The sequence below is a fragment of the Amycolatopsis sp. NBC_00438 genome, assembly GCF_036026695.1.
GTDB lineage: Bacteria > Actinomycetota > Actinomycetes > Mycobacteriales > Pseudonocardiaceae > Amycolatopsis.
Map to the genome: position 1 here is coordinate 3,493,291 of NZ_CP107923.1, position 26,332 is coordinate 3,519,622.

The window sequence follows — 26,332 nt, forward strand, 5'->3', positions numbered from 1 at the left end:
GCCGTCAAGAGTGCCACAGCTCACTGCCCATGTCGGCCCAAGCCGGTGCGTCCATCCGGTGGGTCGCTCGGTGACACGGCGTTGTTACTCCGCCGGGCAGGCCATTCGGTGACCGGTTATCGCTTCGACGGGGATCTGCAGGAACCGGCGGCCCGCTCGGGACGAGCAGGGGCACAGGCAGGCGATCTCCGCGGCGGAGGAATCCCGGAACTCCCCGGCCCGGCCGAGCAGGCTGACGAACCAGCCGGCACCGAGGTCGTCCGCGAAGTCGTCGGCCTCGAACGCGACGACGGCGTCACGCGCGCCGGCGTAGAGCGGGCTGCCTTCGGGGACGGCGAACACGACGGACTCCCCGACGACGGTGAACCGCACCGGGCGGACAGCCGGCATCGCCCGGTGGGTGAAGATCACCCGCCCGAGGCTCGCCGTCCGGAGCAGCGCGAGGCACTGCGCCCGGTCGAGCAGGAGCCCGAAGCCCACATCGTCAGCCATCTCGTCCCTGTGCTTCTCCTGTGAATATTTCCCGGCCACCAGCGTGATCCGCGGCGCGGGGTCGCCGGTAGGGCCGTTGGACCCGCCCGCGACCGGCCCGGCTACGAAACCCACGTGCAGGCACCGTCCGCCAGTGCCGAAAGACCCGGGTCCGCACGGGCGCCCGGCCGGTGCGGCGGACACGCGGCGCGACCTACCGTCGTGACCGTCCGTTGCCGGCGTGAGTCCGAAGGAAGAGGTGAGGCCGATGCCGCCGCATTCCGCCGGGGGTGACTCCCCGCCCGCGGCGACGTACTCACTCGACACCGCGGTCGTCCGGCAGGCCGTCACCGGCAACCGGGCCGCGGTGGCGGGGCTGCTGCGCGAGCTGCGGCCGATCGTGTTCCGCTACTGCCTCGGCCGGCTCGGGTCGTGGCAGGAAGGCTCGTCCGACGCCGAGGACTGCGCCCAGGAGGTGCTGCTCGCGGTCGTGCGCGCGCTGCCCGGCTACCGCTACGAGCTCGACGGGTTCCTGCCGTTCGTCTTCGGCATCGCCGCGCACAAGGTCTCCGACTTCCACCGCCGCCGCGCCCGCGACCGCACCAGCCCGGTCGCGGACCCGCCGGCCGGCCGCTCGGAGGGCCCGGAAGGCACGGACCCCACCGGCGACGAGGTCGAACGCTCGGCCGCGCTCGACTGGTCGTCCGGCCTGCTCGACACGCTCCCGCCGCGCCAGCGCGAGATCCTGGTGCTGCGCATCATCCTGGGCATGACGGCCGAGGAGACGGCGGTGGCGGTGGGCTTGAGCAGCGCCGGCGCGGTCCGCGTGGCCCAGCACCGGGCGCTCACGGTCCTGCGGCGCAACCTGCTGGCGAAGAAGAGCGCCGGATCCGCTTCGTGACGGGACCTCGGATGCTCTACCGCCTGTGCCCGCCGGGTGTGCTGACCTGGTGCGCCGCGCCCGGCGACGCCGTTTCGCTCGCTCCGGCCGCGCTGGACGGGCTGCCCTGGGCACCCGCCGAGGAGCGCACGTTCGGTGCCGACCTGCTGCGGATCGCCGTCCGCCACGGCGTACCGTCCCCGACCGGTCTGGTGCTCGACGCCCGGCACACCGTCGACCTGGGCCGGGCCGACGGCCTGCGCCGCGACCAGGTCGCCGTCGACGACGCCCAGGAAAAGCTGCGGGACACCACCGCGATGCGGCTGATCGAGCAGGCGTACCCGGGCTCGGGCGACCTGGCCGCCCGGCTCGACGAGAAGCTGCGGACCGCGGCCGAAAACACCGCCCGGCAAGCCGAAGAAGACCTCGCCGAGGTGCTGGCGGCGCCGGTGCGGCCGGAGCTGGCCGAGCACTGGCGACGTCTCGGCGGGCGCTGTCCGGACTGAGCGCCGGCCCGTGCGATCATGCGCTGATGCCTCCAGTGCTGATCGTCGTCGGCGGCCTGCCGGCGTCCGGGAAGACGACCGTGGCGACCGAACTGGCCCGCCGCACCGGGTTCTCCTACCTGCGCGTCGACACGATCGAGCAGGCGATCGTCCGCAGCACGCCCCTGAGCATCCCGCTCGGGCCGGTCGGGTACGTCGTCGCCTACGACGTCGCCGCCGACCTGCTGCGGACCGGCGTCAGCGTGATCGCGGAGTGCGTGAACTCCCTCGAGATCACCCGGGACGCCTGGCGCGACACCGGAACGGCGCACGGCGCGCGGGTATTGGAGACCGAGATCGTCTGCTCGGACCCGGTGGAACACCGGCGCCGCGCGGAAACCCGCGACACCGGCATCCCCGGCCACGTGCCGCCGACGTGGCCGCAGATCGTCGGCCGCGAGTACGAGCCGTGGACCCGCGACCGCCTCGTCGTCGACACCGCGGCGCACTCGGCCGGCGAGGCGGCCGCGCTCATCGAAGCGGCTGCGCGGCCTTGACGTCGTCGTCGAGGCGCTCCAGCCGGCGGCCGGTGGTGCGCTGGCCGAGGACCGCGACCAGCGCTCGCCCGGCCGGGACAGCGAATTGGTGCCGGGCGCGTCCGGCAACGTCGGACCAGCGGCAGCTCGGCAGCGATCCGGCGCACCGAGTCGAGGTTGTTCTGCGAACCGCGTTCCCGGATGGCGCGAGGTCCCGCCGTCGAAGGGCACGACAAGAATGACGACGGCGGCATCGCGATATGCGGCGGCGTCTGCCCAATCGCGCCACTCGGGAATGCGCTGACCGTGCCGCGCGCCCGGATTCCGCCGCGTCGCCGGCGGTACGGCCGGCGGGCATTCGAGGTGCTTCACTGAGGGATACGGCTGCCGGTTCGGATCGGTTCAAAGTATTTTCCGCGGGTTTCGACACACCCCCGAATGCTGGACAACCACCCGGTCGAGGCCCCAGGATGACCGCCGTCACCATCTACTTGAGAGCGCAACCAGCGTACCCGAACGGCTACCCAGCGTGACCCACCTGCGGGCCGCCGCGCGTGCGGTTTTCGTACGCCGCTATTCACGCACGCCATTCTTCGCGCATTTCCGGCGACCATTCACGGCCGAGTCCGACTACGGAAACGGAAACCGGACCTGACGGTTCGTGATGGTCGGAAACACCTTCTTGCCCGGTGTCAAACCCCGGTGTAGCGTCCATAACGGAACGATAACCACCCGGTCGACGGCGTGGTCACGGGCAGGTGACCATCCGCGTCCACTGATGTCGGGTCAGTGGGCCGGCCGGGCGTCGTCCCTTCCCTGCCGACGTCTTTCCTGATGGTACGCCCCTGGGCTCGTACCGGTCAGTGTCGCGCTTTTCCCGCCAGCCCGACCCGGAGGATCCATGTCCCGCACCCAAGGACGCCATCGCCTTTCCCGCAGAACGAAGATCGCCACCGGCGGTCTCGCCCTCGCGATGGCCGTCGGCGGCATCGTCGTCGCCACCACGACCGGCAACACCGGACAGGCCAGCGCCGACGAGGTCGACCCCGCCCTCTTCATCGACATCCTGCAGGTGCAGCCGAACCAGTTCGATCCGCGGCCGGTCTACGGCGCGGCGACGGGCACGTTCACCGTCGACTGCGGCCGCAACGAGAACGGCCACTTCAACCCCGACAACTTCATCGCCCAGCCCGGCGTCCGCAACGGCGCCCAGCACCTGCACGACTACGTCGGCAACCTCTCCACCAACGCCGACTCGAACAACAAGAGCCTCTCCAAGGCCGGCACCACCTGCCGCAACGGCGACAAGTCCGCCTACTTCTGGCCCGTCGTGCGCATCGACACCGGCGAGGAAGAGGCGAAGAACGAGCCCGCGAAGGCGCCGGACGGCGACCGGGCCCGGGCCGATCAGGAGGCGAAGACCGTCCAGGTCGCCTGCCCCGACGTCGCCAGCAAGCTGCCGGACGTCCCCGACCAGGCGATGGCCGAGGTGGAGGACAACCTGGACCAGCTCGACACCCAGACCGACGACGCCAACCAGCGCGTCGCCTCGACGCAGGGCCAGGGCGGCGCGGACTTCGTGCGCAACGCGATCCTGACGCCGCTCAAGGACCGGCGCGCCGCGATCCTGGAGCGGATCGCCATCGCGATCGGCCGGTTCACGCAGAAGCCGCGTGACCTGGGCGGCCTCGCGCCGTGCGCGCCGAAGCCGGGCAAGGACACGGGCACCGGCGCGACTCCCCCGCCGCCGACGACCACCGCGGGCGGCGCGCTGCCCGGGCAGGACGAGAACAACGAGCTGCCGGAGAACGACGGCGTGATCCAGCGGCCGCAGAAGGTCCAGCTCACCTTCCGGGGCAGCCCGGTCGGCAAGGTCGTGGCCATGCCGAAGTTCCTGCGCGTGCTCTACGGCGACGCGAAGGTCTCGACCAACGGGCCGGCCAACGCCCGCGCGAGCTGGACGTGCACCGGCTTCGAGAACCGCGTCACCGACAAGTACCCGATCTGCCCGCAGAACAGCAAGGTCAAGCGCATCCACACGTTCCCCAGCTGCTGGGACGGCCAGAACACCGACAGCGCCAACCACCGCACGCACATCGTGTTCCCGGACCAGAACGGCCGGTGCGCCAAGGGGTTCAAGGCCGTGCCGCAGCTGCAGATCTCGCTGACCTACGACATCCCGCACGACATCCAGGTCAAGAAGCAGTACAAAGTGGACTCATTCCCGCAGGAGCACCACAACCCGTTCTCCGACCACGACGACTTCGCGAACGTGATGTCGCAGCGGATCATGAGCGGCCTGGTCAACTGCGTGAACCGCGGCCGGACCTGCCGGGCCTGATCGTCAGGCCATAACGGACACCGAGCGCCCCGTCACCCACTCCGGGTGGCGGGGCGCTCGGGTGCGCAAGAGGCACCGCTCACGCGACGGCCGTGTGTTCCGCACGAACCGGCCCGTGCGGAACACGCCCCGGGAGGTGCGGATCGCATTCCAGAAGACGTCACGGTGCACGGCGGCGACCGAAACTGTGCACGGTACCGACACCGGAGACACCCGCCCCGCACAGGAGGGAACGCAGTCGCAGCCAGCCGTCACCGTGCCGCGGCCCCTTCCCGGGGCCGCGGCACGACCCGTTCCGACAAGGGATCCGCCATGCCTTCCGACGACGTCCGCCCGGAGCTGACCGGGGTCGAGGTCCACGACCTCGAGCCGGCTCTGTGCCTGCTCATCACCCCGACCGGCCAGTACCCGATCACCGGGCCGGCCACGGAGTTCCGCGCGTGGCTCGCCCGCTGCGACGGCACCCGTACCCGCGCCGAGCTGCTGACCGGGGCGGACTCCCGGTACACCGACGTCCTCGACGTCCTCGCCACCGACGGCTGCCTGCGCCCCGCGACGGACGGCACCCGGGCCCGGCGCGCCGCGGTGACCACCGTCCTCATCGCCGGAACGCCCGAGCTCACTGCGCCCCTCGCGCAGATCCTCGCCCCGGCGGGGTACGCCCGGATCCAGACCCTCGCCGACTTCGACGGCCCCTTCCCGGTCAACCCGGCCGACGCCGTCGTCGTCGCCGCGTTCACCCATCCGGCGTACTCCGAACTCACCGCGCTCGACGCCTTCTGCACCGACCGCCGGGTGCGTCTCCTGCCCTTCCGCTGTGAACGCGGCCAGGGCATCGCCGGACCCGCGATCACCCCCGGTGGCCCGGGTCCCGACTTCGCCGACGCGCTCGGCCGGCGGCAGGCCGCGGCCGCCGACCCTCGCCTGGCCGACGCGTTCGCCACCGCCGGCCCCGCGCCCGGCCGGCGGTTCCGCCCGGGCGACGCGCGCTGGATGCTGACCGTGCTCGCCGTCCAGCTCGAGCGCTGGCTCGCCGGCGAACCCGCCGAGACGACCACCGGCGAGCTCGAGATCGACCCCGTCCGGCTGAGCGTGCTCCCCCGGCCGGTGCTGCCGGTCCCGGACCGCCCCCGGCCGGTCGAAGCGCGCGGCCCGCGCCCGGACCTGCTCGTCGACGACCGGACCGGGATCGTGACGGCGGTCCGCGAGCTCCCGCCCGCGCCGGACCTGCCCGCCCGGCTGAAGGTGTGCGAAGTGGACGTCGCGGACATGCGCCGGGTCGCCGACTGGGCCAACGACCGCGACGCGACCGGCGCCTCGTGGCACGACTTCGAACCAGCTCGCGAAGCCGCGCTCGGCCAGGCCGTCCAGCGGTACTGCGCCAGCTGGCAGCCCCCGGACCGCGAGTTCCGGCACGCGAGCTACCTGCGTCTGTGCCGCGACGGCATCCCCGCGCTCGACCCGCGTCGCCTGAACCTGTACTCACCGCGGCAGTACGACACCCCCGGCTTCCCCTTCGCGCCGCTGACACCCGAGACCGAGTGCAGCTGGATCGAGGCCTTTTCCCACACAACAAGGGAAACGCTGTGGGTGCCGGCCTGTCTCGTCTCCCGGCGGCCCGAGCCGGGCGGTGCCCGGTTCACCGAGCCCCTGGCCGCCGGCCTCGCCGGTGGCACCGGGGAAGAGAACGCCTTGACCGCGGGGCTGGAGGCCGTGCTCACCCACGACACGGCGATGCTGTGGTGGGCCAACACGCCGAAGGTGCCGCGGCTGGCGGTACCGGCCGAGATCCGGGCGCTCGTCGCCGACACGGCCGACACCCACGACGTCACGCTGATCCCGCTGGACAACGAGTTCGGCGTCCCGGTCGTCGCGGCCGCGGTGTTCGACCGGACCCGGCGCCGGCTGTCTCTCGGGTCCGCCACCCGCCCCGACGCGTTCGAAGCGGCCAAGGCCGCCCTCGCCGACGGGTTCCGCCAGCAGCACACCTACCTGGCCCTCGACGACGAGCAAGCACCCGCCCGCCGGCAGGCGGAGCCCGGGTCCCTCAAACCCTACCGCGCCGACCGGCGGTACCTCGACTCCTGCCGCGCCGACTTCGCCGACGTCGTCGATCCCCGGTGCCAGCAGCAGATCTACCTCGATCCCCGGGCTGTGACCCGAGTGGCGCCGTGGGTGCGAGACCTGCCGGTGCGCCCGTGGGAGGGACTGCCGTCGCTGGGCGAACGGGGATTCAAGGCCTACCGGGAACGCGTCGAAGAGCAGGGGTTCGAGGTGATCAGCGTCGATCTGACCACACGGGACGTCGCGGCCGCCGGCTTCCACGCCGCGCACACGATCGTGCCGGGGCTGGTGTCCGGTTTCCCGGCCGGGCTGCCGCGGTGGGGCGACGGGCGGATCCGGCGCGCCGCGGTCGACCTCGGCTGGCGGACGGCGCCGCTGCCGGAGGACCGGCTGAACGTCTTCCCGTTCCCGCACGCGTGAGGCTCACGCGCTCACGGCTTCGCGTTCGGCGGCCGTGAGCGCGTTCTCCGTCACCACGAGAAGCCCGGCCACGACGGTGAAAGCCAGCACCGCCATCACGACGAACACCGCGTGCAGGCCCAGGGTCTGGGAAAGCACGCCGGCCGCGAGGGCGCCGAGGGACTTGGTGCCCCACGACACCAGGCGGTAGCTGCTGTTGAGCCGGCCCAGCAGGCGGTCCGGCGTGACGCGCTGGCGCAGGGACACCATGACGACGTTCGACATCACGATCCCCAAGCCGCCGAGGAAGAAGCCGGCGGCGACGGCGTACGGGTCCGTCGTCACCGCGAGCACGCCGATCGTGAGGCCGCCGGCGAGCCAGGACAGCCAGAGCGTGCCGATCCGGCCGAGGCGGCCCTCCACCGGCTCGGCGAGGAACGACCCGGCGAGGCCGCCCGCGGCGTTGGTGGCCATCACCAGGCCGAACGCCGGTTCGGACAGGCCCATCGCCGAGCCGGGGCCGACCGCGTACAGCACGAACACGGCGAAGGTCGCGCCGGTGGCGAAGTTGAACGTGCCGACCATGACCGAGAACGTCCGCAACACCTTGTGCCGCACCAGGAACCGGACGCCCTCGGCGATGTCCGCGCGCACGGTCGTGCGTTCCGGCCGCTCGACCCGGTAGGTCCCGCGCACCAGCAGCAGCGCCGCGACGGCCACCGCCCACAGTGCCACCGGCGTGACGAACGCGGCGAGCACGCCGGCCGCGACGAGGAGCCCGGCCAGCGGCGGACCGGCGAACTCGTTGGCCGTCTGCTCGGCGGCGTACATCCGGCCGTTGGCGGCCGACAGCCGGTCGCGCCCGACGAACCTGCGGGACGATCGACTGCGCCGCGGTGTCGTAGACGGTCTCGGCGAACCCGACGCCCGCGGCGACGACGTACAGGGCCCAGATCGAGCCGCCGCCGAGGACAGTCATGAGCGTGACGGCCGCGAGCAGCCCGCCGCGGACGAAGTTCGCGCCGAGCATCGCCCGCCGGCGGTCCAGCCGGTCGACCAGCGCGCCGGCGGGCAGCGCGAAGAGCAGCCACGGCAGGGTGAACGCGAACGCCAGCCCGGCGATCAGCCCCGGCGACCGCGTGTAACCGACGGCGACCAGGGGCAACGCGACCTTCAGGACGCCGTCGGCGAGGCTCGACAGCCCGGCCGCAGTCCACAGCCGCCAATAGGTGCTGCCCAAGCCCTTCGTCGCCATGTGATCGAGGATTGCACATCGATGGGGAATTCTCCATCGATGTGTCGGAAGTCGATCGATGGACTACGCTGCGTTCATGACCGAACCCCGCCGGCGGCGGCCGGCGACCCCGCAGGAGGCGAAGGCCCTGGGCCACCCGCTGCGCCTGCGGATCATGCGGATGTGCCTGGTCGAGGAGCTGACGAACAAGCAGCTGGCCGACCGCCTCGACCGGGATCCCGGCACGGTCCTGCACCACGTACGCCAGCTGGTGGCCGCCGGGCTGCTGGAGCCGGCGCCGGTCCGCACCGGCACGAGCGGCGCGCTGGAGAAGCCCTACCGGTCGAACAACGAGACGTGGTGGCTCGACGGCCCGCTGGCCGGCGCCGACCCCGAGACTCGGTTCGCGCCGATCGAGATCTTCCAGGAGGAGCTGCGGACGGCCGGCCCGGAATCGGTGGCGGTGCACGAGAAGTTCCTGCTGCACCTGTCCCCCGACGAGGTCCGGGAGCTGGACCGGCGCATCCTGGCGGTCCTGGACGAGTACGTGGCGACCGACCACGAACGCCCGGACCGCCCCGCTCTGGGCGGGATCTTCGTGCTGCACCACATGGTTTCGGAACCGCCCGGCGGCCGACTCGGTTCGTAAGCCGGCCGGCCACAGCTCCGGTTTCCGGCCTCGGCGCACCGCTTCGCGGACAGCCGCGTACCGCTCCGGATCCGGGTGTGCGGCTCGAATGCCGAAGCGGCCGGGGAATATCCGAGTTCACCCTCCCGATGGCCCGCTCGGCCGTGAGGGGCACCCTCACGGACATAAAGTCCATGAGGGTGCCCCTCACGGCATTACGGGAGTCGGGCACGGGCGTGGGGCGGCCGAGGGTCCACTCGCGACACTCGGGCAGCGACACTCGGGCAGCGACGACGCGGGCAGCCACACTCGTGCAGCTACGGCAAGGGCAGCGACACTCGCGCCACGGCGGCGCGGGCAGCCACACTCGCGCAGCTACAGCGAGGGCAGCGACACTCGTGCAGCTACAGCGAGGGCAGCGACACTCGGGCAGCCACACTCGTGCGGCCGGGCACGGCTCCGGGGACGACTCAGGCCCCTGTCCGGGGATGGTGGACAGGGGCCCGAAGCGCGTCACGACGTCAGTGGTTCACCTTGAACCACGGCTGCGACCAGCCGAGGTAGGTCTGGCCCCACTTGCTCTTGATCTGCGCGATCGTGGTCTCGGTGTAGGTGCCCGCGCCGTTGATGTCGTTCGACAGGAACTTGCCGCCGCCGACGGAGATCATCGTGTGGCCCGAGCCGCCGTTGGAGAAGAACGCCAGGCCGCCGGACGGGACGTCGGTGCTGCCCGCGTGCTTGTACTGGCTGGGGATCTGCGTCCAGTGCACGTACGCCGTGGTCGAGCCGCTCGCGGAGAAGCCGTAGTTCTGGGCGTTGATGCGGTCGCACCAGCCGTCGTAGGCCGGGTCGTTGTTGGTGTGCACCCGCGACTTTGCCTTGGTGACGGCCTGGGCGCACGTGTTCGCGTCGCCCAGTCCGGCGGTCGAGCAGGTCGAGGCCGGCGGAGTCGGGACGTCGGTGCAGTCCGGCGCGATCCGCCCGTCGGATCCGGTGTAGACGTACGTGTCGGTGATGTAGCCGCCCGGCACGTGGTCCCAGACGGTGCTGGTGCCGTACTTGCCGGTGACCGACTCGCCGGTGGTCTGGCAGTCGATGTCGACGGCGGTGCCGTCGGCGATCGTGCCGGTCGAGCTCGCGCCGGTGCTCGGCGACGAGCGCACGGTCAGCGGCGCGCCGGAATCGGTGTGCACCGTGCCCGTGGCCGCCAGCGCCGGAGTGGCGCCGACCAGCACGATCGCCGCGGCGATGCCGACCACCCCGGCCGCACGCTTGCCGATGCGAATTCCCATGTGTCCGTCCTCCGTTGTTTCTGGTGTGACGACACAGTGACGAACGCCGGTACAAGCCCCGTACAAACGCCCGGGCGGCTCATGGAGATACGGCAAAAAGGACAGGCCCCGCCGGGTGAGGCGGGGCCTGTCCCTCAACGGGGGTGCTCAGGCCAGGTACTCGGCCGCCGCGCGCAGGCTGACGTACGAGCCGCTGAACGTGTCCAGCCGCGGTCCGTCCCCGGTCGCCGGGCCCGGCGCGCCCGTCTCGACCCGGATGAAGTCCACAGTGGACAGCGCCGCCAGCAGGTCCCGCACGCGCGGGTGCCGGTGCGCCTCGCGCGTCACGACGACGACGCTCGAGAACCCTTGCGCCGCTTCGAGAATCGCGTCGAGGTCGTCCGGGCCGGCGGTGATCGCCCGGGTCCCCGGCACCAGCTCGGCCAGGTGCGCGCCGAGGCCCCAGGGCATCGGGCCGGCCGCGATGGTCGGCTCCGTCTGGACGTCCACCACCAGGGGCGGGCCGTCCAGCCGGGGCTCGCCGGTGACGCGCAGGGCCTTGCGGGCCGCTTCCAGGCCGAGCCGGCGGTCGACCGGGCCGACCGTCGCCGGCGCGGGATCCGTGCCCAGCGCGGCGGTCCGCGACGCCGCGTCCGCCAGCCGTTCGAGGGGCAGCTCCCCCGACGCCACCGCGGCCACGATCGCCGCGTTGATGGCGTCCAGGGCGTCGGCCTCGAACGCCGCGCCGCCGATGCAGAGCGAGTCCGCGCCGGCGATCAGCGCCCGGACCGCCGAGTGGCCGAGGCCGTCGTGGCGGCCGTACGCGCCGGACACCGCGCCCATCTCCAGCGCGTCGGTGATGATCGCGCCGGTGAAGCCCAGCTCGCCGCGCAGGACGTCGGTGAGCGCCACCCGGTTGAGCGTGGCCGGTTCGTCGCCCCACGCCCGCACGACCAGGTGACCGGTCATCACCGCGCGCACGCCGGCCCGGATCGCCGCGGCGAACGGGACCAGCTCGATCTCACGCAGCTCTTCCGGCGTCCGTGGCAGCACCGGCAGCGCGACGTGCGAGTCCTCCGTCGCCGCGCCGTGGCCCGGGAAGTGCTTGGCGCACGCCGCGACACCGTACTTCTGCAGGCCGGTGACGTACGCCGCGACGTGCGGGGACGCCTTCACGGGGTCCGACCCGAACGCCCGGACGCCGATGATCGGGTCCTCGGCCGCCAGGGTCAGGTCCGCACACGGCGCCAGGTTGATCGTGACGCCGCAGGCCGCGAGCCGCTCGCCGAGCGCGGCGGCGACCGCCGTGGTCAGCTCCGGGTCGTCGGCCGCGCCGAGGGCCAGCGGCCCCGGCACGAACGACCCGGTGTTGACGTCGAGGCGGGTGACGTCGCCGCCCTCCTCGTCGATCCCGACCACGACGCCGTCACGCTCGCCCCGCAGCTGGGCGGTGAGCGCGGCGACCTGCTCGTCGTCGACGACGTTGCGGCCGAACAGGATCACCCCGCCGAGCCCGTCGGCGACGCGGCTGCGCAGCCAATCGGGCGCGGTGGTCCCGGCGAACCCGGGCAGGAGGACGGCCTCGGCGAGTTTCTCGGGTGAAGACAACAGCTACCCCTTCACGGCGCCGGCGGTCACGCCGGACACGAGCTTGCGCTGCACGATCAGGAAGAACACCAGCGCCGGGATCGCGTAGATCACCGACGCGGCCATCACGCCGCCCCAGTCGGTGGCGAACGCCGTGCGGAACGACGCCAGCCACACGGGCAGCGTCTCCTTCTGCTTGTCCCGGATGAACACGAGGGCGAACAGGTACTCGTTCCACGCCGTGATGAAGCTGAACACCGATGTCGTGACCAGCCCGGGCCCGAGCAGCGGCAGCGTCACCCGGCGGAAGGCGCCGGTCTGGCTGCAGCCGTCGATCATCGCGGCCTCTTCCAGCTCGTACGGGATCCCGTTGACGAAGCCGTAGAGCATCCAGACCGTGAACGGCAGCGTGGTGGCGAAGTAGATCAGCAGCAGCGACGGCAGGGTGTTGAGCAGCCCGGCGTCCCGCATCAGCAGGAACAGCGGGATGAACAGCGCCGACACCGGCGCCAGCTGCGCCACCATGACCAGGACCAGGAAGCCCTTGCGGCCGGTGAACCGCAGCCGCGAGAGCGGGATGGCCGCCAGCGTCCCCGCGACCAGCGCGCACAGCACCGACCCGACCGTGACGATCAGGCTGTTGAGCAGGTAGGTCGGGAAGTTGTCCTTGGTCAGCGCGGTGGCGAAGTTGCCGAACGAGAACGACGTGGGGATCAGGTCGTACTTGGGCGAAAGGATCTCACCGGGCGTGCGCAGCGACGTGACGAACATCCAGTACGTCGGGAAGACGACCGCCAGCGCCACGAGGAGGCCGACGACCGAGAGCACGATTCGCTGTGACAGCGACTTCTTCACGCCAGATCACCTTCCTTGGTCCGGGTGAGCAGCTGGATGTAGCGGCCGGTGATGAGCGCCAGCACGATCAGCATCAGGGTCGCGATCGCGCCCGCCGCGCCGAAGTGGTTGCCCGCGATGCCCTTGAGGTACAGCACGACGGCGAGCGTGGTGCTCCCGCCGTCCGGGCCGCCCTCGCGGATCGCCCAGATCTGGGCGAAGGCGTTGAAGTCCCACAACACCGACAGGAAGGTCACCATCGTGGTGATCGGCCGGATCGCGGGCCAGGTGACCGCGCGGAACGTCTGCCACGGCCCGGCGCCGTCGATGCCGGCGGCCTCGTACTGCTCGCGCGGGACGCCGATGAGACCCGCGTAGAGCGAGAACGTCACGAACGGCACGGCCTGCCAGACGATGAGCAGCCCGATCACCGACAGCGTGCTCGCGCCGCTGGAGAACCAGGAGAACCCGATGAAGCTGTGGAACCCGAGCCGGTCGAGGGTCTTGTTGAGGATGCCGTACTGCTCGTCGAAGATCCACTGGAACACCGTGGTCGTCGCGATCACCGGGGTCGCCCAGGCCAGCACGAGCGTCACCTGCACGATGATCCGCACGACCGGGTCGAGGTGGCGCATCAGCACGGCCAGCAGCAGGCCACCGAGGATGGTGGCGGCCACGATGGACGCGGTGAACACCAGTGTCCGGACCGTGATGGTCCAGAACTCCGGGTCCGACAGGGTGTTCGTGTAGTTGTCGAAGCCGATCCAGACGGTCTTGCCGGAGATCAGCTGGCCGATGTCGAGCTTGCGGAAACTGATCGCGAGCACCTGGACCAGCGGCCAGGCGAGCAGCACGAGGATCGCGGCGAGCGCGGGCAGGAGCAGCAGGTACGGGAGGATCCGGTCGCCGAACCGGCCCTTCCTGCGCTTCCTGGCCCGCGTGGCGCGCGGCGATGCCGGCGGGGTCGCCCCCGCCGGCATCGTCACATTGGCGGTCGCTGTCATCCGCCGATGAGCTTGTTCAGCGCTGCGTTGGCGTCGGCGGTCGCCTGGTCGAGCGTCTTCTTGCCGGTCAGGTACGCGGTCAGCATGTCCTTGACCGGGTTCTGGCCGGACTCCACGTCACCCCACTTCGGGCTGGCCGGCACGGCCTTGCCGTTGGTGGAGGCCTTCGCCATCACGGTGCCCAGCGGGTCCTTGTCCAGGCCCGCGAGGTCGGTCGACGTGCCGGGCACGACGCCGGCGGCGGCGAGCTGGCTCTGGTACTTCGCGCTGGAGAGCAGCTTGATGTACTCCTTGGCGGCGGCCACGTTCTTGCTGTTGGCCGGGATCGCCAGGTTCGAGCCACCCAGGAAGACCGGGGCGCTCTGGCCGGCGGTCTTGCTCGGGATCGCGAACGCGCCGGTCTTGGCGGTCAGGCTCGGGTCCGTCTTGGCCGCGGTCGGCAGCTCCCACGGAAGACCGATCATCATGGCCACCTTGCCGGCACCGTAGACCGTCGCCTGCTGCGGCTTGGCCTCGTCGGCGTCCTTCGGCGCCTTGGTGCCGGAGGTGTCGACGAGCTTCTTGTAGAAGTCCAGGCCCGCCTTCGCACCGGCGCTGTCCAGCGTCGCCTTGAAGTTCTTGCCGTCGGGCTGGGCGATGTCGCCGCCGTTGTCCCAGATGAACGAGAGCAGCGCGTACCAGTTCTGGCCCGGCATGTACAAGGGCTGGAAGTCGGGGTCGGACCCGAACTTCGTCTTCAGCTTGGTGATCGCGTCGATCCACTCGTCGTTCGACGTCGGCGTCTTGGTGATGCCGGCCTGCTCGAACATGTCCTTGCGGTAGATGACCTCACGGTTGGCCGCGTAGAACGGGACGCCGTAGGTCTTGCCGTCGTAGGCACCCGAGTCGGCGAGACCCTTCAGCCACTGCGCGCCGTTGAAGCTGTCCTTGTCGGCGGTCAGGTCGGTCAGCACGCCGTCCTGCGAGGCGAACGCCGCCGTCTGGGTGTTGCCGATCTCGATCACGTCCGGCGGCGCACCGCTCGCCAGCGCGGTGGTCAGCTTCTGCTGGATGCCGTCCCACTGCTGGACTTCGTACTTGACCTTGACGCCCGGGTGGGCGGCCTCGAACTCCTTGTTGAGCGCGTCGGTCAGCGTGGCCGGCGCGGAACCCGTCATCAGCCAGACCGTGACGTCGCCGGTGATCTGCGCGGGAGCACCACTCGACGATGCGGCGGTGTCCGTGCCACTGGAACCCGCGCAACCCGCGGTCGCGAGGGTGACTGCGGCGGCGCCCGCCGCCAGCTTGAGCCAGCGTTTCACTCGTTGCCGTCCTTTCGATGCCCGGCCACTGTGGCCAAGCGCCCCAAATGGTGTAGACCAATGTTGGGGTTAGAGTGGTACGTACCACAGGCCCTGTCAAGGCGGTTGCCAAGACGTTGTAATCGCTCCAGGCACTCTGACGGGGAGTAGTCGCACCGTTACCGGCGCCGGGAAGAAAGGTGGTGGAAGTCGTCCGAATAGGAAGGTGTCCCGGACGTTTTTCACGGGCCTGAACGGGGTATTCCGGTGCGCCGGAATACCGCCGCGGGGGCGAAAGAAAGCCGCCCCGGGACAGGTCCCGGGGCGGCGGTCAGGCGAGCGTTTCGGCTGGTGGCCGCGGGTGTCGCCGGGCGCGGTGCGCGGCCATCCGCACCGGCGCGTTGACCACCCCGAAACCGCGATAGCCGCCGATCCGCTGGACCACCTCGAAGAACACGCGCGCGCCCGCGAGGGCGGTGAAGAAATGCAGGAACTCGCCGTGTTCGTCCCGGTCGTGCAGCACGGAGTTCGCGCGCAACGCGGCAATCCGGGCGGCCGGCAGATCGAGCCGCGCCGCGAGGTCGTCGTAGTAGTTGCCCGGGATCTCCAGCAACGGCGCGCCGAGCGCGCGCATCTTCCCGGCCGCCGCGACGGCGTCCTCGCACGCGAAGGCGACGTGCTGCGGCTCGGGCACCGCGGGCGCCCACTCGCCCCGCCGCACCAGCGCGCTGTCCAGGGTCAGCCGGACGTTCCCGGCCGTGACGCCGCGGCTGCGCACCAGCCCGAACGGCGCGGCGAACTCCACGACCGGGGACGGCGTCAGCCCGAGCACCGAGCGGTAGAACAACGCCGCTTCGTCGAAGTGGTCGAAGGGCTGCGTGAGGGCCACGTGATCGATTCCGAAAACCCCGGCGCCGCCCGCAGTCTCACCGGTCGGCTCGAAGTCGCCTCGCCAGTCGTCGTTCCCGCAGAGGAACACCTCGGTGCCGTCCGGCGCGGCGACGGCGGCGAGGTCGGCCTCCCGCGGGCCGTGCGTGCGCGGCAGCACCGGCGCGCGCAGGGCCTCGGCGCGGCGGGCCGACCGCGCGGGGTCGGCGCTCGCCAGCGCGACCGCGCCGATCGAGCCACCGGCGTCACCGCCCTCGTTGACGAGCACCCGGGCCTCGCCCTGTTCCCAGAGCTCGACCGGCTTGCTGCGGTGCACGCCGGTGCGCGCGAAGCCGAGTGACGCGAGCACGGCGCCCGCCCCGGCGCCCGGGCCGGTGACGACCTCGGCGAACGCGTGCCCGGTCAGCTCCGGTGCGGGCGGCAGGTCCAGCACGCCGAGGGACTCCTTCAGCGCGAGCAAGGATCGCATCGCGTCGACGGCGGCCGGGCGCGGGTCGGCCTGGCGGAAGACGTCGTTGAAGACCTCCAGCGACAGCGGGCCGCGGTAGCCCGCGGCGAGGACGTGCCCGGTGAACGCCGTCAGGTCGAACTCGCCCTGGCCGGGGAAGAGCCGGTGGTGGCGGCTCCACGGCAGGACGTCCATCGGGAGCCGCGGCGCGTCGGCCAGCTGCAGGAAGAAGATCTTCTCTCCCGGGATCGCCCGGATCGGCGCCGGGTCGTGGCCCTTGGAGAGGATGTGGAAGCTGTCGAGGCAGACGCCGAGCGCGGGGTGCGCGGCCCGGCGGACGATCCGCCACGCGTGCTCGTAGCCGCTGACGTGCCGGCCCCAGGCGAGCGCCTCGTAGGCGACCCGCAGGCCGCGTCCGGCGGCCAGATCCGCGAGCGCGTGCAGCTGCTCCGCGGCCAGTTCGTCGTCGTCGATCGCGTCCGGCGACACCGAGGAGCAGACCAGCACGGTGTCCGTGCCGAGCTCGGCCATGACGTCGAACTTGTGCGCCGCGCGGCGCAGGTTGGCCCGGTGCAGCTCCGGCGGCACGGCCTCGAAGTCGCGGAACGGCTGGTAGAGGTCGATCGAAAGCCCCAGGTCGGCGCAGAGCTTCCGGACGTCGGCGGGGCCGCGGGGCGAGACGATGAGGTCGTTCTCGAAGATCTCGACGCCGTCGAACCCGGCCGCCGCGGCCGCGGCGAGCTTGTCTTCGAGGGTGCCGGACAGGCAGACGGTGGCGATCGCGGTCCGCGGTTCAGGCAGCACAGGCGGGCGCTCCTTCCAGGGTGTCGAAGTGCCGGAGCATCCGCGCGGGGTCCGGCTCGACGCCGGTGAACAGCCGGAACGACTCGGCGGCCTGCAGCACCACCATGCCGCCACCGTGCAGCACGCGGCAGCCGCGGGCGCGGGCGGCCTCGAGCAGCGCCGTTTCCAGCGGGCGGTAGACGATGTCGGCCACCCACAGGTCCGGGCGCAGCAGCTCGGCCGGGAGTGGCGAGCCGGGGTGCGCGGCCATGCCGGTCGGGGTCGCGTGCACCAGGCCGTCGGCGCGGCGGACGGCGTCGGGGCCGCCGGTGCGCGCCCGGTCCGCGCCGAACCGGTCGTTCAGCGCGCCGGCGAGGTTCGCGGCGCGCTCCTGGTCGACGTCGTGGACGGTCAGCCGGCCGACGCCGGAGGAGAGCAGCGCGTGCGCGACCGCCGCGCCTGCTCCCCCGGCCCCGAGCAGGACGACGTCGTCGCGCCGGACGTCCGGCAGGCCGCGGCCCAGGCTGCGGGCGAAGCCGGTGGCGTCGGTGTTGTGCCCGACGGCGCGGCCACGGTCGAACACGACGGTGTTGACCGCGCCGAGCGCGGCGGCTTCGGGCGAGAGCTCGTCGAGGTGCGGGAGCACGGCCTGCTTGGCCGGGTGGGTGACGTTGAGGCCGTCGAACCCGGCGAGGCGGGCGGCGGCCAGGACGTCGGCGACCGGGCGGCGCAGGACGTCGAGGTCCAGCAGGCGGTAGACGTAGCGCAGGCCGAGCTCGTCGGCCTCGCGCTCGTGCAGGGCCGGGCTGGCGGACGGCCCGATGCCGGTGCCGACGAGTCCGATCAGGTAGCTGGTCACGCGGCGCCCTCCGGATTAATGTACGAACTAGTGAGTTCACAGTAGCGCGGCGTCCGCCCGACCGGAAGTCCTCGACTAGAGTGAGGGCGTCGACCAGCAGCGGAGGGAGCCCGGTGGCCGCACCAGCGTCGGAGGCCGAGCGGCAGCGCGACAAGGAACGCACGCGCGCCGACATCCTCGCGGTGGCCACGCGGGAGTTCGCGGACAAGGGCTACACCGGCGCCCGGGTCGACGAGATCGCCGCCCGCACCAGCACGACCAAGCGGATGATCTACTACTACTTCGGCGGCAAGGAGCAGCTCTACCTCGCCGTGCTGGAGCACTCGTACTCCGCGATCCGCACCCTCGAATCGCAGCTCGACGTCGAGCACCTCGAGCCGGAGGAAGCGCTGCGGGAGCTGGCCGCGCTGACGTTCGACCACCACGAGGCCAACCCCGACTTCATCCGGCTGGTCAGCATCGAGAACATCCACCACGCGGACCACCTGAAGCAGTCGGAGATCCTGGCCGGCCTGGCCGACCCGGCGCTGGGCGGCCTGACCCGCATCCTCGAGCGCGGCCGCGCGGCCGGCCGCTTCCGCGACGACGCCGACCCGCTCGACATCCACATGCTGATCAGCTCGTTCTGCGTGTTCCGGCTGGCGAACCGCCACACGTTCCAGGCCATCTTCGGCCGCGACATGCTGGACCCGGCCCGGCGCGAGCGGTACCGCGAGATGCTGAGCGACCTGGTGATCGGCTACCTGACGGCTCGCTGACCCGTCCCTCTCCGCCCCCACACTCCAGTGCACGGACGGCAGCTTCGCCGGCCCGAAAAGGATCTCTTGACACCCAGGGCGCCTTCTCGCACTCTGTATTAACTAACCAGATCGTACATTAACGACCCGCTTCCCCGCCGACTCTGAGCAACGAAGCACGGACGTCAGGAGCACCCCTGTGACCGCATCGATGCCCCGCAAGGCGGCGCTGGCCGCCTGGATCGGCAGTGCGCTCGAGTACTACGACTTCTTCATCTACGGCACCGCCGCCGCACTGGTGTTCAACAAGGTCTTCTTCCCCGCCTCCTCCCCCGCGACCGGCACACTGCTCGCGCTGGCCACCTTCGGCGTCGGCTACGCCGCCCGGCCGGTCGGCGCGTTCATCCTCGGCCACGTCGGCGACCGCTTCGGCCGCAAGCGCGTCCTGGTGTTCACCCTGCTCCTGATGGGCTTCGCGACGTTCGCCGTCGGCTGCCTGCCCACCTACGCGACCGTCGGTGTGCTCGCGCCGATCCTGCTGGTCGTTCTCCGCCTGCTGCAAGGACTTTCCGCGGCCGGCGAGCAGGCGGGCGCGAACTCGATGTCGCTGGAACACGCGCCCGAACGGCGTCGCGCGTACTTCACCAGCTTCACCCTGAGCGGCACGCAGGCCGGGCAGATCCTGGCCACCGCGATCTTCCTGCCGGTCGCCGCGCTCCCCCAGGCCGACCTGCTGACGTGGGGCTGGCGGATCCCGTTCTGGTGCAGCGCGGCCGTCGTGGTCGTCGGCTTCGTCATCCGCCGCAAGCTCGACGAAACCCCGGTGTTCGCCCGCACGGACGTCGCGAAGCTGCCGGTCGCGGTGCTCTTCCGCAACCACTGGGCCGACGTCCTGCGCGTGATCGTCGCGGCGACGATCGCCTCGGTCAGCACGATCTTCACGGTCTTCGCGCTGAGCTACGCGGTCAACACCATCGGCTTGGCGCGCACCCCGATGCTGTGGGTGGGCGTGCTGGCCAACATCGTGGCCCTGGCGGCGATCCCGCTGCTGGCCGGGCTCGCCGACCGGGTCGGGCGCAAGCCGGTATTCATCACCGGCTGCCTCGCCTGCGGCGTGCTGATCTTCCCGTACCTGTGGTCGATCTCGATCGGCTCGTACGCGCTGCTGTTCGTGCTCGGCATCGTCCTCTTCGGCGTCGCCTACTCCGGCGTCAACGGGGTGTGGCCGTCGCTGTACGGCGAGATGTTCTCGGCGCGCGTCCGCCTGTCCGGCATGGCGATCGGCACCCAGATCGGTTTCGCGGTCGCGGGTTTCGCCCCGAGCGTGGTGGCGGCGATCGGCTCCGGCAAGTCGGACTGGCTGGGCGTCTCGATCTTCACCGCGGCGGTCTGCGTGATGGCCGCGATCGCCGCGGCGACGGCCCGGGAGACCTACAAGGTCCCAACCGCGGATCTCGGGAGCAAGAACCCGGCCGACGCCACGAAGTCCACTATGGTCACTTCCTCTGTGGACGGTTAGCCGGCACCAGCCCGAGCACCGTCACCACCACGCCCACGGTCAGCAGGGTGCCGCCCAGGCCCACCTCCGGCCCGGCTTCGAAGTACCGGAGCAGCCTGGACGCGCCCCGCCCGAACCCGAACGTCACCCGGTCGCCGTCGCGCAGCAGCCGGGCCCGCCGCGACGCCAGCGCCTCGCCGTTGACCAGGGTGCCGGTGCGCGACCCCGCGTCGGACACCCCAGGTGCCGCGCGCGTCGCACCGGATCCAAGCGTGCCGCAGGCTCACCTGGTCCGAGTATAGCCTCAGGTGCGCCTCCGGCCCGCGGCCGACCAGCCATAAGCCATAGCGCACCGCCAACCTCGCCACGGCCCCGTCGAGCGTCTCGATCGTCGCCGTCTCCCGCGGCGCCAGCGCCCCTCCCCCGCTTCCCGGCTCCGGTCAGAGCCGGGAAGCGGCCGGAAGATACGCGGGGGTCAGGGTTTCGGTGCGGCCTCCGGCGCCTTCACGCGCTCCAGCAGCAGCTGGGCGACGTCGCGGACGTCGACGTTCTCCGCTTTCTGCTCGCTCTGGCGCTGGACCAGCCCGTCGGTGAGCATGGAGCGGCAGAAGGGGCAGCCCGTCACGATCGTCTCGGCGTCCGTGGCGATGGCCTCGTCGACGCGCTCCAGGTTGATGCGCTTGCCGATCTGCTCTTCCATCCACATCCGGGCGCCGCCCGCGCCGCAGCAGAGCGCGCGGTCGGCGTGGCGGGGCATCTCTTCGAGCGTGGCGCCCGTCGCCCCGACCAGCTCGCGCGGCGGGGTGTAGACCTTGTTGTGGCGCCCGAGGTAACACGGGTCGTGGTAGGTGACCTTGGGGCCGTCCTCGACCGGCTTGACCGGGGTCAGCCGGCCGGCGCGTACGAGCCGGTTGAGCAGCTGCGTGTGGTGGACCACCTCGTAGTGCCCGTCCAGGTCCGGGTACTCCCGGCTGAGCGTGTTGAGGCAGTGCGGGCACGTCGTGACGATCTTGCGCAGCCGCTCCTCACGACCCTCGAACACCGCGTTGAGCGTCTCCGCCGTCTGCTGCGCCATCATCTGGAACAGGAACTCGTTGCCCGCCCGCCGCGCCGGGTCGCCGGTGCAGGACTCCTCCTTGCCGAGCACGGTGTACTTCACGCCGGCGATGTGCAGCAGCTCCGCCGTGGCGCGGACGGTCTTGCGGGCGTTGTCGTCGAACGCGCCCGCGCAGCCGACCCAGTAGACGTACTCGACGTCCTCGGCCAGCTCGCCGTCGAACACCGGGACGTCGAAGCCGATGTCCTTCGTCCAGGCGAGGCGTTCCGAGTTGTTCTGGCCCCAGGGGTTGCCCTTGGTCTCCAGGTTCTTGAACAGCCCGCCGAGCTCGGTCGGGAACGCCGACTCGATCATCACCTGGTAGCGGCGCATGTCGACGATGTGGTCGACGTGCTCGATGTCCACCGGGCACTGCTCGACGCACGCGCCGCACGTGGTGCACGACCAGAGGACGTCCGGGTCGATGACGCCGTTGTCGGCCTCGGTCCCGACCAGCGGGCGCGCGCCTTCGTGCTCCTCACCGCTGAGGATGTAGGGCGCCTCCTCGAACATGTTGTCGCGCAGGCTCATGATGAGCAGCTTGGGGGACAACGGTTTCCCGGTGTTCCACGCCGGGCACTGCGACTGGCAGCGGCCGCACTCGGTGCACGTCGAGAAGTCGAGCAAACCCTTCCATGTGAAGTCGCCGATCTTGCCGCGGCCGAACGTATCGTCCTCGCCCGGGTCCTCGAAGTCGATCGGCTTGCCGGCGGACTCCATCGGCAGCAGCGGGCCGAGCGCGTCCGGCAGCCGCTTCGCGGTGACGTTGAGCGGGGCCAGGAAGATGTGCAGGTGCTTGGAGTAGAGCACGATGGCCAGGAACACCAGCATCACGCCGATGTGCAGCAGCAGCCCGACGGTCTCCAGCACCTCGGTCGTGCCGTGCCCCAGCGGCTCCAGGAGGTTCCCGACGCCGAGCGAGACGTACGCGCCCGAGTGGTACGGGAAGTTGCCGGACGCCGCGGACGAGCCGCGGAAGAAGAACATCGTCCAGACGACGTTGAAGATCATGAACAGGATCAGCCACGCGCCGCCGGTGTGCGAGCCGAAGAACCGGGACGCGCGGTCCTTGCGTTCGGGGGCCTGCTGGATCCGGAGCACGGCGAACACGCCCAGCGAGACGGCCACCATGACGGCGATGAAGTCCTGCAGGAACCCGAGCGGGCCCCAGTGCCCGATCCACGGGATCGCGAAGTCCTCGTCGAAGAGCGCGCCGTACGCCTCGAGGTAGACCGAAGCGAGGATCACGAAGCCCCAGAACGTGAACAGGTGCGCGAGGCCGGGCACCGACCACTTGAGCAGCTTGCGCTGGCCGAAGACCTCCCGCAGCTGGGCGGTGGCGCGTTTGCCGAGCTCGCCGGAGCGTTTGGTGTCGGGCTGGCCCGCCTTGATCAGGTGGTACAGGAACAGGACCCGGCGCCCGGCGACGGCGAGGCCGACGACGGTCATGAGAAGGCCGAGGATGAGGCGAACGAGCACGAGTCCTCCGTGACGTGCTTAAGGGGAAGGCTCAGTGCGAGCCGGTGTAGTAGCGGCACGCCTTGCACGCGTACCGCATCTTCGCGACCCGCCAGTGTTTCCGGTACAGATCGAGGTCGGGCGACCGGCGGACGCCGAGGCGCTGGTAGCGCCCGGGACGGCGGCGGCCGGTTTCGTACTGCTCGGTCGCGCGGCCGAGGTGGGCGCGCCGCAGCACGCACCCCCGCGTCCGGCAGCGGCCGAGCGCGCTGCGGCAGAAGCGGTGCAGCAGCACCAGATCCGGAGCAGGCCCGTCTCCGGCGACCTGCTCGACGACGCCGTAGCCGGGGTGATCGCCCGGTCCGGTCAGCCGTACGGGCAGCCCGCAGTACGCGCATTTGAGGGTGCAGGTGAGGCAGCCGGTGATGTGCCTGAGCCGCGGGTCGCGCCGGTCTTCGGAGGCCGTTCCTCGCACGCGCGACGCCATGGGGCCTCCTCCGGCGACTCTGAGCGGCTGTGATCGACACCACTTCGTTCTACTGGAGAGTAATGACGGGGTCACTTCGCGCGACAGGACCGAATGGCCCACTTACCTTGCGCTGCATGGCGTAATTTCCGAAGCAAGGTCGCCCTAACCGTCCGGCGAGCGAACGCCGTAGGGTCGCAAATCGTACGTTCGGCCCTGCTGCGCCCGGCGTGTTCCCCGCCACAATTCCGCCATGACCTATCACCCGGTCCCGTACCGGCCCGCCCGCCTGCCCGCCGCCGAAGCCACGTCGAACGTCGCCGAACTCCGGCAGCGCATGGAGCAGCGCCGCTCGGTCCGGATGTTCTCCCCCGACCCGGTCCCCGAGGGCGCGGTGCTCGACGCGATCGCCGTCGCCTCCACCGCCCCCAGCGGCGCGCACCAGCAGCCGTGGACGTTCGTCCTCGTCTCGGATCCGGCGGTGCGCCGCCGGATCCGGGAGGCGGCGGAGGCCGAAGAGAAGATCTCCTACGACGGCCGGCTCGGCGAGGCGTGGCTTGACGCGTTGCGGCCGTTGGGAACGGACGCCGTGAAACCGCACCTGACCGACGCGCCGTACCTGATCGTCGTTTTCCAGCAACGGTTCGCCGTCGACGAGGACGGCGGCGTGCACAAGCACTACTACGTCGACGAGTCGGTGGGCATCGCGGTCGGCATGCTGCTCACGGCGTTGCAGGTGGCCGGCCTGGCCGCGTTGACGCACACGCCGTCCCCGATGCGCTTCCTGGGCGACCTGCTGGGCCGGCCCCGCAACGAACGGGCGTTCGCGGTGATCCCGGTCGGCTACCCGGCGGACGACTGCGTGGTCCCGGACCTGCGGCGTAAGTCCCTGGACGAGGTCCTGGTCCGGATCTGACGCACCGGTCGTGAGCGTTCAGGACGGGTTCCCACCGACCTGGACACTCACGGCTCAGCAGGAGGGCAAGCCGTCCGGCAGGTCCGCGAACGCCGGGCCCGACGCGTAGTCCGCGCCGTGCTCCCGCCACCACGCCGACTGTTCGCGCGTTTCGACGCCCGCCACCGCCACCTTCGCGCCCGCCAGGTGGGCCACCTCGATAAGCGACGCCAGCGACCGCTCCACCAGCGGGTGACTCCGGCGTGACACCACCGACGACGCGATCCGGACGGTGCGGATCGGGAGGTCCGCCAGGAACGTGACGTCGCCCGCCGCGCCGAAGTCGTGGATCTCGGCCGGGATGCCGATCTCCGCCAGGACCTTCAGGTTGTCGACCGCGTCGCCGGTTTCGGCCAGCAACGTCGTCGCCGGGAAGCCCGGGCGGAGACGCTGCGGCGGCAGGTCCGTGTCGGCCAGCACCGCGCGGACCTCGCCGACCAGGTCGGGGTCGGCGGCCTGGTGCGGACCGAGCTCGACGACGAGCGGGACCTCGATGCCCGCCGCCGTCAGGTGCTCGGCCGCCGTGCGCAGCAGCCACGTGCCCAGCGGCAGCGCCAGCCCGGTCTCGCCCGCCAGCCGCACGCACGTCTCGTGCGACAGCTCGCCTTCGGCCGGGTGGGTCCAGCGCAGCCGCGCCTCGATCGCGGCCGGCTCGTCTTCGGCGGCCAGGTCCACCAGCACCCGGTACACGATCTCGACGTCACCGTTCTCCCAGGCACCCGCCATCGACGCCGCGAGGCCGAACTCGTGGCGGTCACGGCGATCCAGCTCGCGGTCGAACAGGCCCCACTGGTTGCCCGCCCGCTGGGCGCGGCGCAGCGTCAGGTCCGACGCGCGGAGCAGCTCGGCCGGCGCGGTGTCGCGCGGCGGCCGGTGGACGACGCCGATGCTGGCCGAGAGCGCGACGCCGTGGGTCCCGTCGACGTACTCCGGCTCGGCGAGCTCGTGGTTGATCCGGCGGACCAGCGACCCGACGTCCGGGGTGTCCTCGCCGTTCTGCACCACCACACCGAACTCGTCGCCGCCGAGCCGCGCGATGAGCGCGTTCTCGTCCTCGAACACGAGTTTCAGCTTCGCCGCGACGCCGCGCAGCAGCTTGTCGCCGAGGTCCTGGCCGAGCCCGCCGGTGATCAGCGAGAAGCCGTCGAGGTCGAGGTGGAAGAGCGTGACGCCGCGGGCCTGGTCGGCCTCGCGCAGCGCGTTTTCCAGCCGGGTGCCGAAGAACTGCCGGTTGGGCAGCCCGGTGAGGACGTCGTGCAGGGCCTGGTGGCTCAGCCGCCGTTGCAGCAGCGCCACTTCGGTGTCGTCGTCGACGAGCGTGATCAGCTGCTGGGCCTCGCCGATCGCGTCGCGGACCACGGCCGCGACGAACGTGGCCCACATCGGCTCGCCGTCCCGGCCGACCAGCCGGCGGCCGGCCCGCAGCCGGTGCAACCGGCCGGACAGCAGATCCGCGTAGCCCTCCCGCAGCACGTCGACGTCGTCCGGGTGGACGAACTCGAACAGGGTCCGCGCGGCGAGCTCGGCCGGGGTGCGGTTGAGCGTCTTGGCGAGCGCCGCGTTGACACGCAGCACCCGGCCGTCCAGGTCGGTGATCGCGACGCCGGTGGCAGAGCCGGCGAAGACCTCCTCGAACTGCGCGCGCGTGAGGACCTGCTTGCGCCGGGTCTCCTGCTCCACCTTCAGCAACGCTCGGCTCAGGCCCTCCTGCCGCTTCTGGATGTCCTCGCGCAGCGCCTCGCTGTACCCGGAGCTCAACGCGCCGAGGACCAGCACGACCCGCTCCGCCAGCTTGGCGACTCCGCGCAGCTCCGGCTCGCGCAGCAGGCCCTTGCCGAGCACCTCCATGGAGCGGCGCAGGCTCTCCGGGCCGACGCAGCGCAGCTCCACCAGGCGCCCACCGGCCGCCGCCGCCTCTTCGACACCTTGCGGGTCGCTCGCGACCGCCTCGAAGAGCCAGCCGACCAGGATCGACAGCTCCTGCTCGATCTCGTCGGGCGTGTACGGCAGGTACGCCGTGGTGCTGACCAGGTAACCCCATTTGCGCGCGAGGGTACGGAGCCGTCGCGCCGCTCGTTCGGCGGACGGCTTCGCGCGCGAAGCGCCGTGGGGGTGGGGAGCAGTCACTTC

At 71.5% G+C, this 26,332-nt stretch carries 22 protein-coding genes and 1 pseudogene; 9 read left to right on the top strand and 14 right to left on the bottom strand.

Annotation, left to right across the window (positions count from 1 at the left end; all coding sequences use genetic code 11):
* Positions 1–84: 84 nt before the first annotated feature.
* Positions 85–492, bottom strand: a complete 408-nt coding sequence (locus OG494_RS15275; protein WP_328456158.1) for a pyridoxamine 5'-phosphate oxidase family protein — start codon at positions 490–492, stop codon at positions 85–87.
* Positions 493–739: 247 nt separating this feature from the next.
* On the opposite strand from OG494_RS15275, the gene OG494_RS15280 reads away from it, so the two are divergent.
* The 5 genes from OG494_RS15280 to OG494_RS15300 all read left to right on the top strand — a co-directional run bounded on the left by OG494_RS15280 (position 740) and on the right by OG494_RS15300 (position 7,197).
* Entirely contained in the window at positions 740–1,372 is a 633-nt protein-coding gene (locus tag OG494_RS15280) for a sigma-70 family RNA polymerase sigma factor (protein WP_328456160.1), read from the top strand.
* The gene (locus tag OG494_RS15285; protein WP_328456162.1) at positions 1,369–1,857 is read left to right on the top strand and encodes a hypothetical protein; all 489 of its coding nucleotides are present in this window, start codon (positions 1,369–1,371) and stop codon (positions 1,855–1,857) included. Before OG494_RS15280 ends, OG494_RS15285 begins: the two co-directional genes overlap by 4 nt.
* 26 nt (positions 1,858–1,883) lie before the next feature.
* Positions 1,884–2,393, top strand: a complete 510-nt coding sequence (locus OG494_RS15290) for an AAA family ATPase (RefSeq protein WP_328456164.1) — start codon at positions 1,884–1,886, stop codon at positions 2,391–2,393.
* An 880-nt stretch (positions 2,394–3,273) separates the two neighbouring features.
* Positions 3,274–4,713, top strand: coding sequence for a DUF1996 domain-containing protein (locus OG494_RS15295; RefSeq protein WP_328456166.1), 1,440 nt, complete (start codon positions 3,274–3,276; stop codon positions 4,711–4,713).
* 312 nt (positions 4,714–5,025) lie between these two features.
* Positions 5,026–7,197, top strand: a complete 2,172-nt coding sequence (locus tag OG494_RS15300; RefSeq protein ID WP_328456168.1) for a YcaO-like family protein — start codon at positions 5,026–5,028, stop codon at positions 7,195–7,197.
* Positions 7,198–7,200: 3 nt separating this feature from the next.
* Here OG494_RS15300 and OG494_RS15305 read toward each other — a convergent pair whose 3' ends face one another.
* Positions 7,201–8,007: an MFS transporter gene (locus OG494_RS15305; RefSeq protein ID WP_328456169.1), complete on the bottom strand. Its 807-nt coding sequence runs from the start codon at positions 8,005–8,007 to the stop codon at positions 7,201–7,203.
* A 97-nt stretch (positions 8,008–8,104) separates the two neighbouring features.
* Positions 8,105–8,431 (bottom strand): annotated as a pseudogene (locus OG494_RS15310) (MFS transporter); the annotation flags it as partial.
* A 76-nt stretch (positions 8,432–8,507) separates the two neighbouring features.
* Here OG494_RS15310 and OG494_RS15315 point away from each other — a divergent pair.
* A complete protein-coding gene (locus OG494_RS15315) occupies positions 8,508–9,059 on the top strand; it encodes an ArsR/SmtB family transcription factor (RefSeq protein ID WP_328456171.1) in 552 nt (183 codons plus the stop codon).
* A 500-nt stretch (positions 9,060–9,559) separates the two neighbouring features.
* Here OG494_RS15315 and OG494_RS15320 read toward each other — a convergent pair whose 3' ends face one another.
* The 7 genes from OG494_RS15320 to OG494_RS15350 all read right to left on the bottom strand — a co-directional run bounded on the left by OG494_RS15320 (position 9,560) and on the right by OG494_RS15350 (position 17,992).
* Positions 9,560–10,330, bottom strand: a complete 771-nt coding sequence (locus OG494_RS15320) for a hypothetical protein (RefSeq protein WP_328456173.1) — start codon at positions 10,328–10,330, stop codon at positions 9,560–9,562.
* 147 nt (positions 10,331–10,477) lie between these two features.
* Positions 10,478–11,917: a glycoside hydrolase family 3 protein gene (locus OG494_RS15325; RefSeq protein WP_328456175.1), complete on the bottom strand. Its 1,440-nt coding sequence runs from the start codon at positions 11,915–11,917 to the stop codon at positions 10,478–10,480.
* A gap of 3 nt (positions 11,918–11,920) precedes the next feature.
* Positions 11,921–12,751 carry a carbohydrate ABC transporter permease gene (locus OG494_RS15330; RefSeq protein WP_247052525.1) on the bottom strand — a complete coding sequence of 277 codons (831 nt, stop codon included), beginning with the start codon at positions 12,749–12,751 and terminating at the stop codon, positions 11,921–11,923.
* The gene (locus OG494_RS15335) at positions 12,748–13,734 is read right to left on the bottom strand and encodes a carbohydrate ABC transporter permease (protein ID WP_328456182.1); all 987 of its coding nucleotides are present in this window, start codon (positions 13,732–13,734) and stop codon (positions 12,748–12,750) included. Before OG494_RS15335 ends, OG494_RS15330 begins: the two co-directional genes overlap by 4 nt.
* Positions 13,731–15,035, bottom strand: a complete 1,305-nt coding sequence (locus OG494_RS15340; protein ID WP_328456184.1) for a sugar ABC transporter substrate-binding protein — start codon at positions 15,033–15,035, stop codon at positions 13,731–13,733. Before OG494_RS15340 ends, OG494_RS15335 begins: the two co-directional genes overlap by 4 nt.
* Positions 15,036–15,345: 310 nt before the next feature.
* Positions 15,346–17,154, bottom strand: coding sequence for a bifunctional sugar phosphate isomerase/epimerase/4-hydroxyphenylpyruvate dioxygenase family protein (locus OG494_RS15345; protein ID WP_328456186.1), 1,809 nt, complete (start codon positions 17,152–17,154; stop codon positions 15,346–15,348).
* Positions 17,144–17,992 (bottom strand): shikimate dehydrogenase, encoded by an 849-nt coding sequence (locus tag OG494_RS15350; RefSeq protein ID WP_328456188.1) that lies wholly within the window; start codon positions 17,990–17,992, stop codon positions 17,144–17,146. Before OG494_RS15350 ends, OG494_RS15345 begins: the two co-directional genes overlap by 11 nt.
* 113 nt (positions 17,993–18,105) lie before the next feature.
* Here OG494_RS15350 and OG494_RS15355 point away from each other — a divergent pair, with 113 nt between their 5' ends.
* Positions 18,106–18,750, top strand: coding sequence for a TetR/AcrR family transcriptional regulator (locus tag OG494_RS15355; RefSeq protein WP_328456190.1), 645 nt, complete (start codon positions 18,106–18,108; stop codon positions 18,748–18,750).
* 178 nt (positions 18,751–18,928) lie between these two features.
* A complete protein-coding gene (locus tag OG494_RS15360) occupies positions 18,929–20,248 on the top strand; it encodes an MFS transporter (protein ID WP_328456192.1) in 1,320 nt (439 codons plus the stop codon).
* Here the strand turns inward: OG494_RS15360 and OG494_RS15365 are convergent.
* The 3 genes from OG494_RS15365 to OG494_RS15375 all read right to left on the bottom strand — a co-directional run bounded on the left by OG494_RS15365 (position 20,226) and on the right by OG494_RS15375 (position 23,268).
* A complete protein-coding gene (locus OG494_RS15365; RefSeq protein WP_328456194.1) occupies positions 20,226–20,465 on the bottom strand; it encodes an FHA domain-containing protein in 240 nt (79 codons plus the stop codon). The two genes, OG494_RS15360 and OG494_RS15365, sit on opposite strands and share 23 nt — an antisense overlap.
* Before the next feature lie 237 nt (positions 20,466–20,702).
* Positions 20,703–22,802 carry a (Fe-S)-binding protein gene (locus OG494_RS15370; protein WP_328456196.1) on the bottom strand — a complete coding sequence of 700 codons (2,100 nt, stop codon included), beginning with the start codon at positions 22,800–22,802 and terminating at the stop codon, positions 20,703–20,705.
* Positions 22,803–22,833: 31 nt separating this feature from the next.
* Entirely contained in the window at positions 22,834–23,268 is a 435-nt protein-coding gene (locus tag OG494_RS15375; protein WP_328456198.1) for a hypothetical protein, read from the bottom strand.
* Between the two features lie 232 nt (positions 23,269–23,500).
* On the opposite strand from OG494_RS15375, the gene OG494_RS15380 reads away from it, so the two are divergent.
* A complete protein-coding gene (locus OG494_RS15380) occupies positions 23,501–24,163 on the top strand; it encodes a nitroreductase family protein (RefSeq protein WP_328456200.1) in 663 nt (220 codons plus the stop codon).
* A gap of 54 nt (positions 24,164–24,217) precedes the next feature.
* On the opposite strand, the gene OG494_RS15385 is transcribed toward OG494_RS15380, so the two are convergent.
* A complete protein-coding gene (locus OG494_RS15385; protein WP_328456202.1) occupies positions 24,218–26,329 on the bottom strand; it encodes a putative bifunctional diguanylate cyclase/phosphodiesterase in 2,112 nt (703 codons plus the stop codon).
* Between the last annotated feature and the right edge of the window lie 3 nt (positions 26,330–26,332).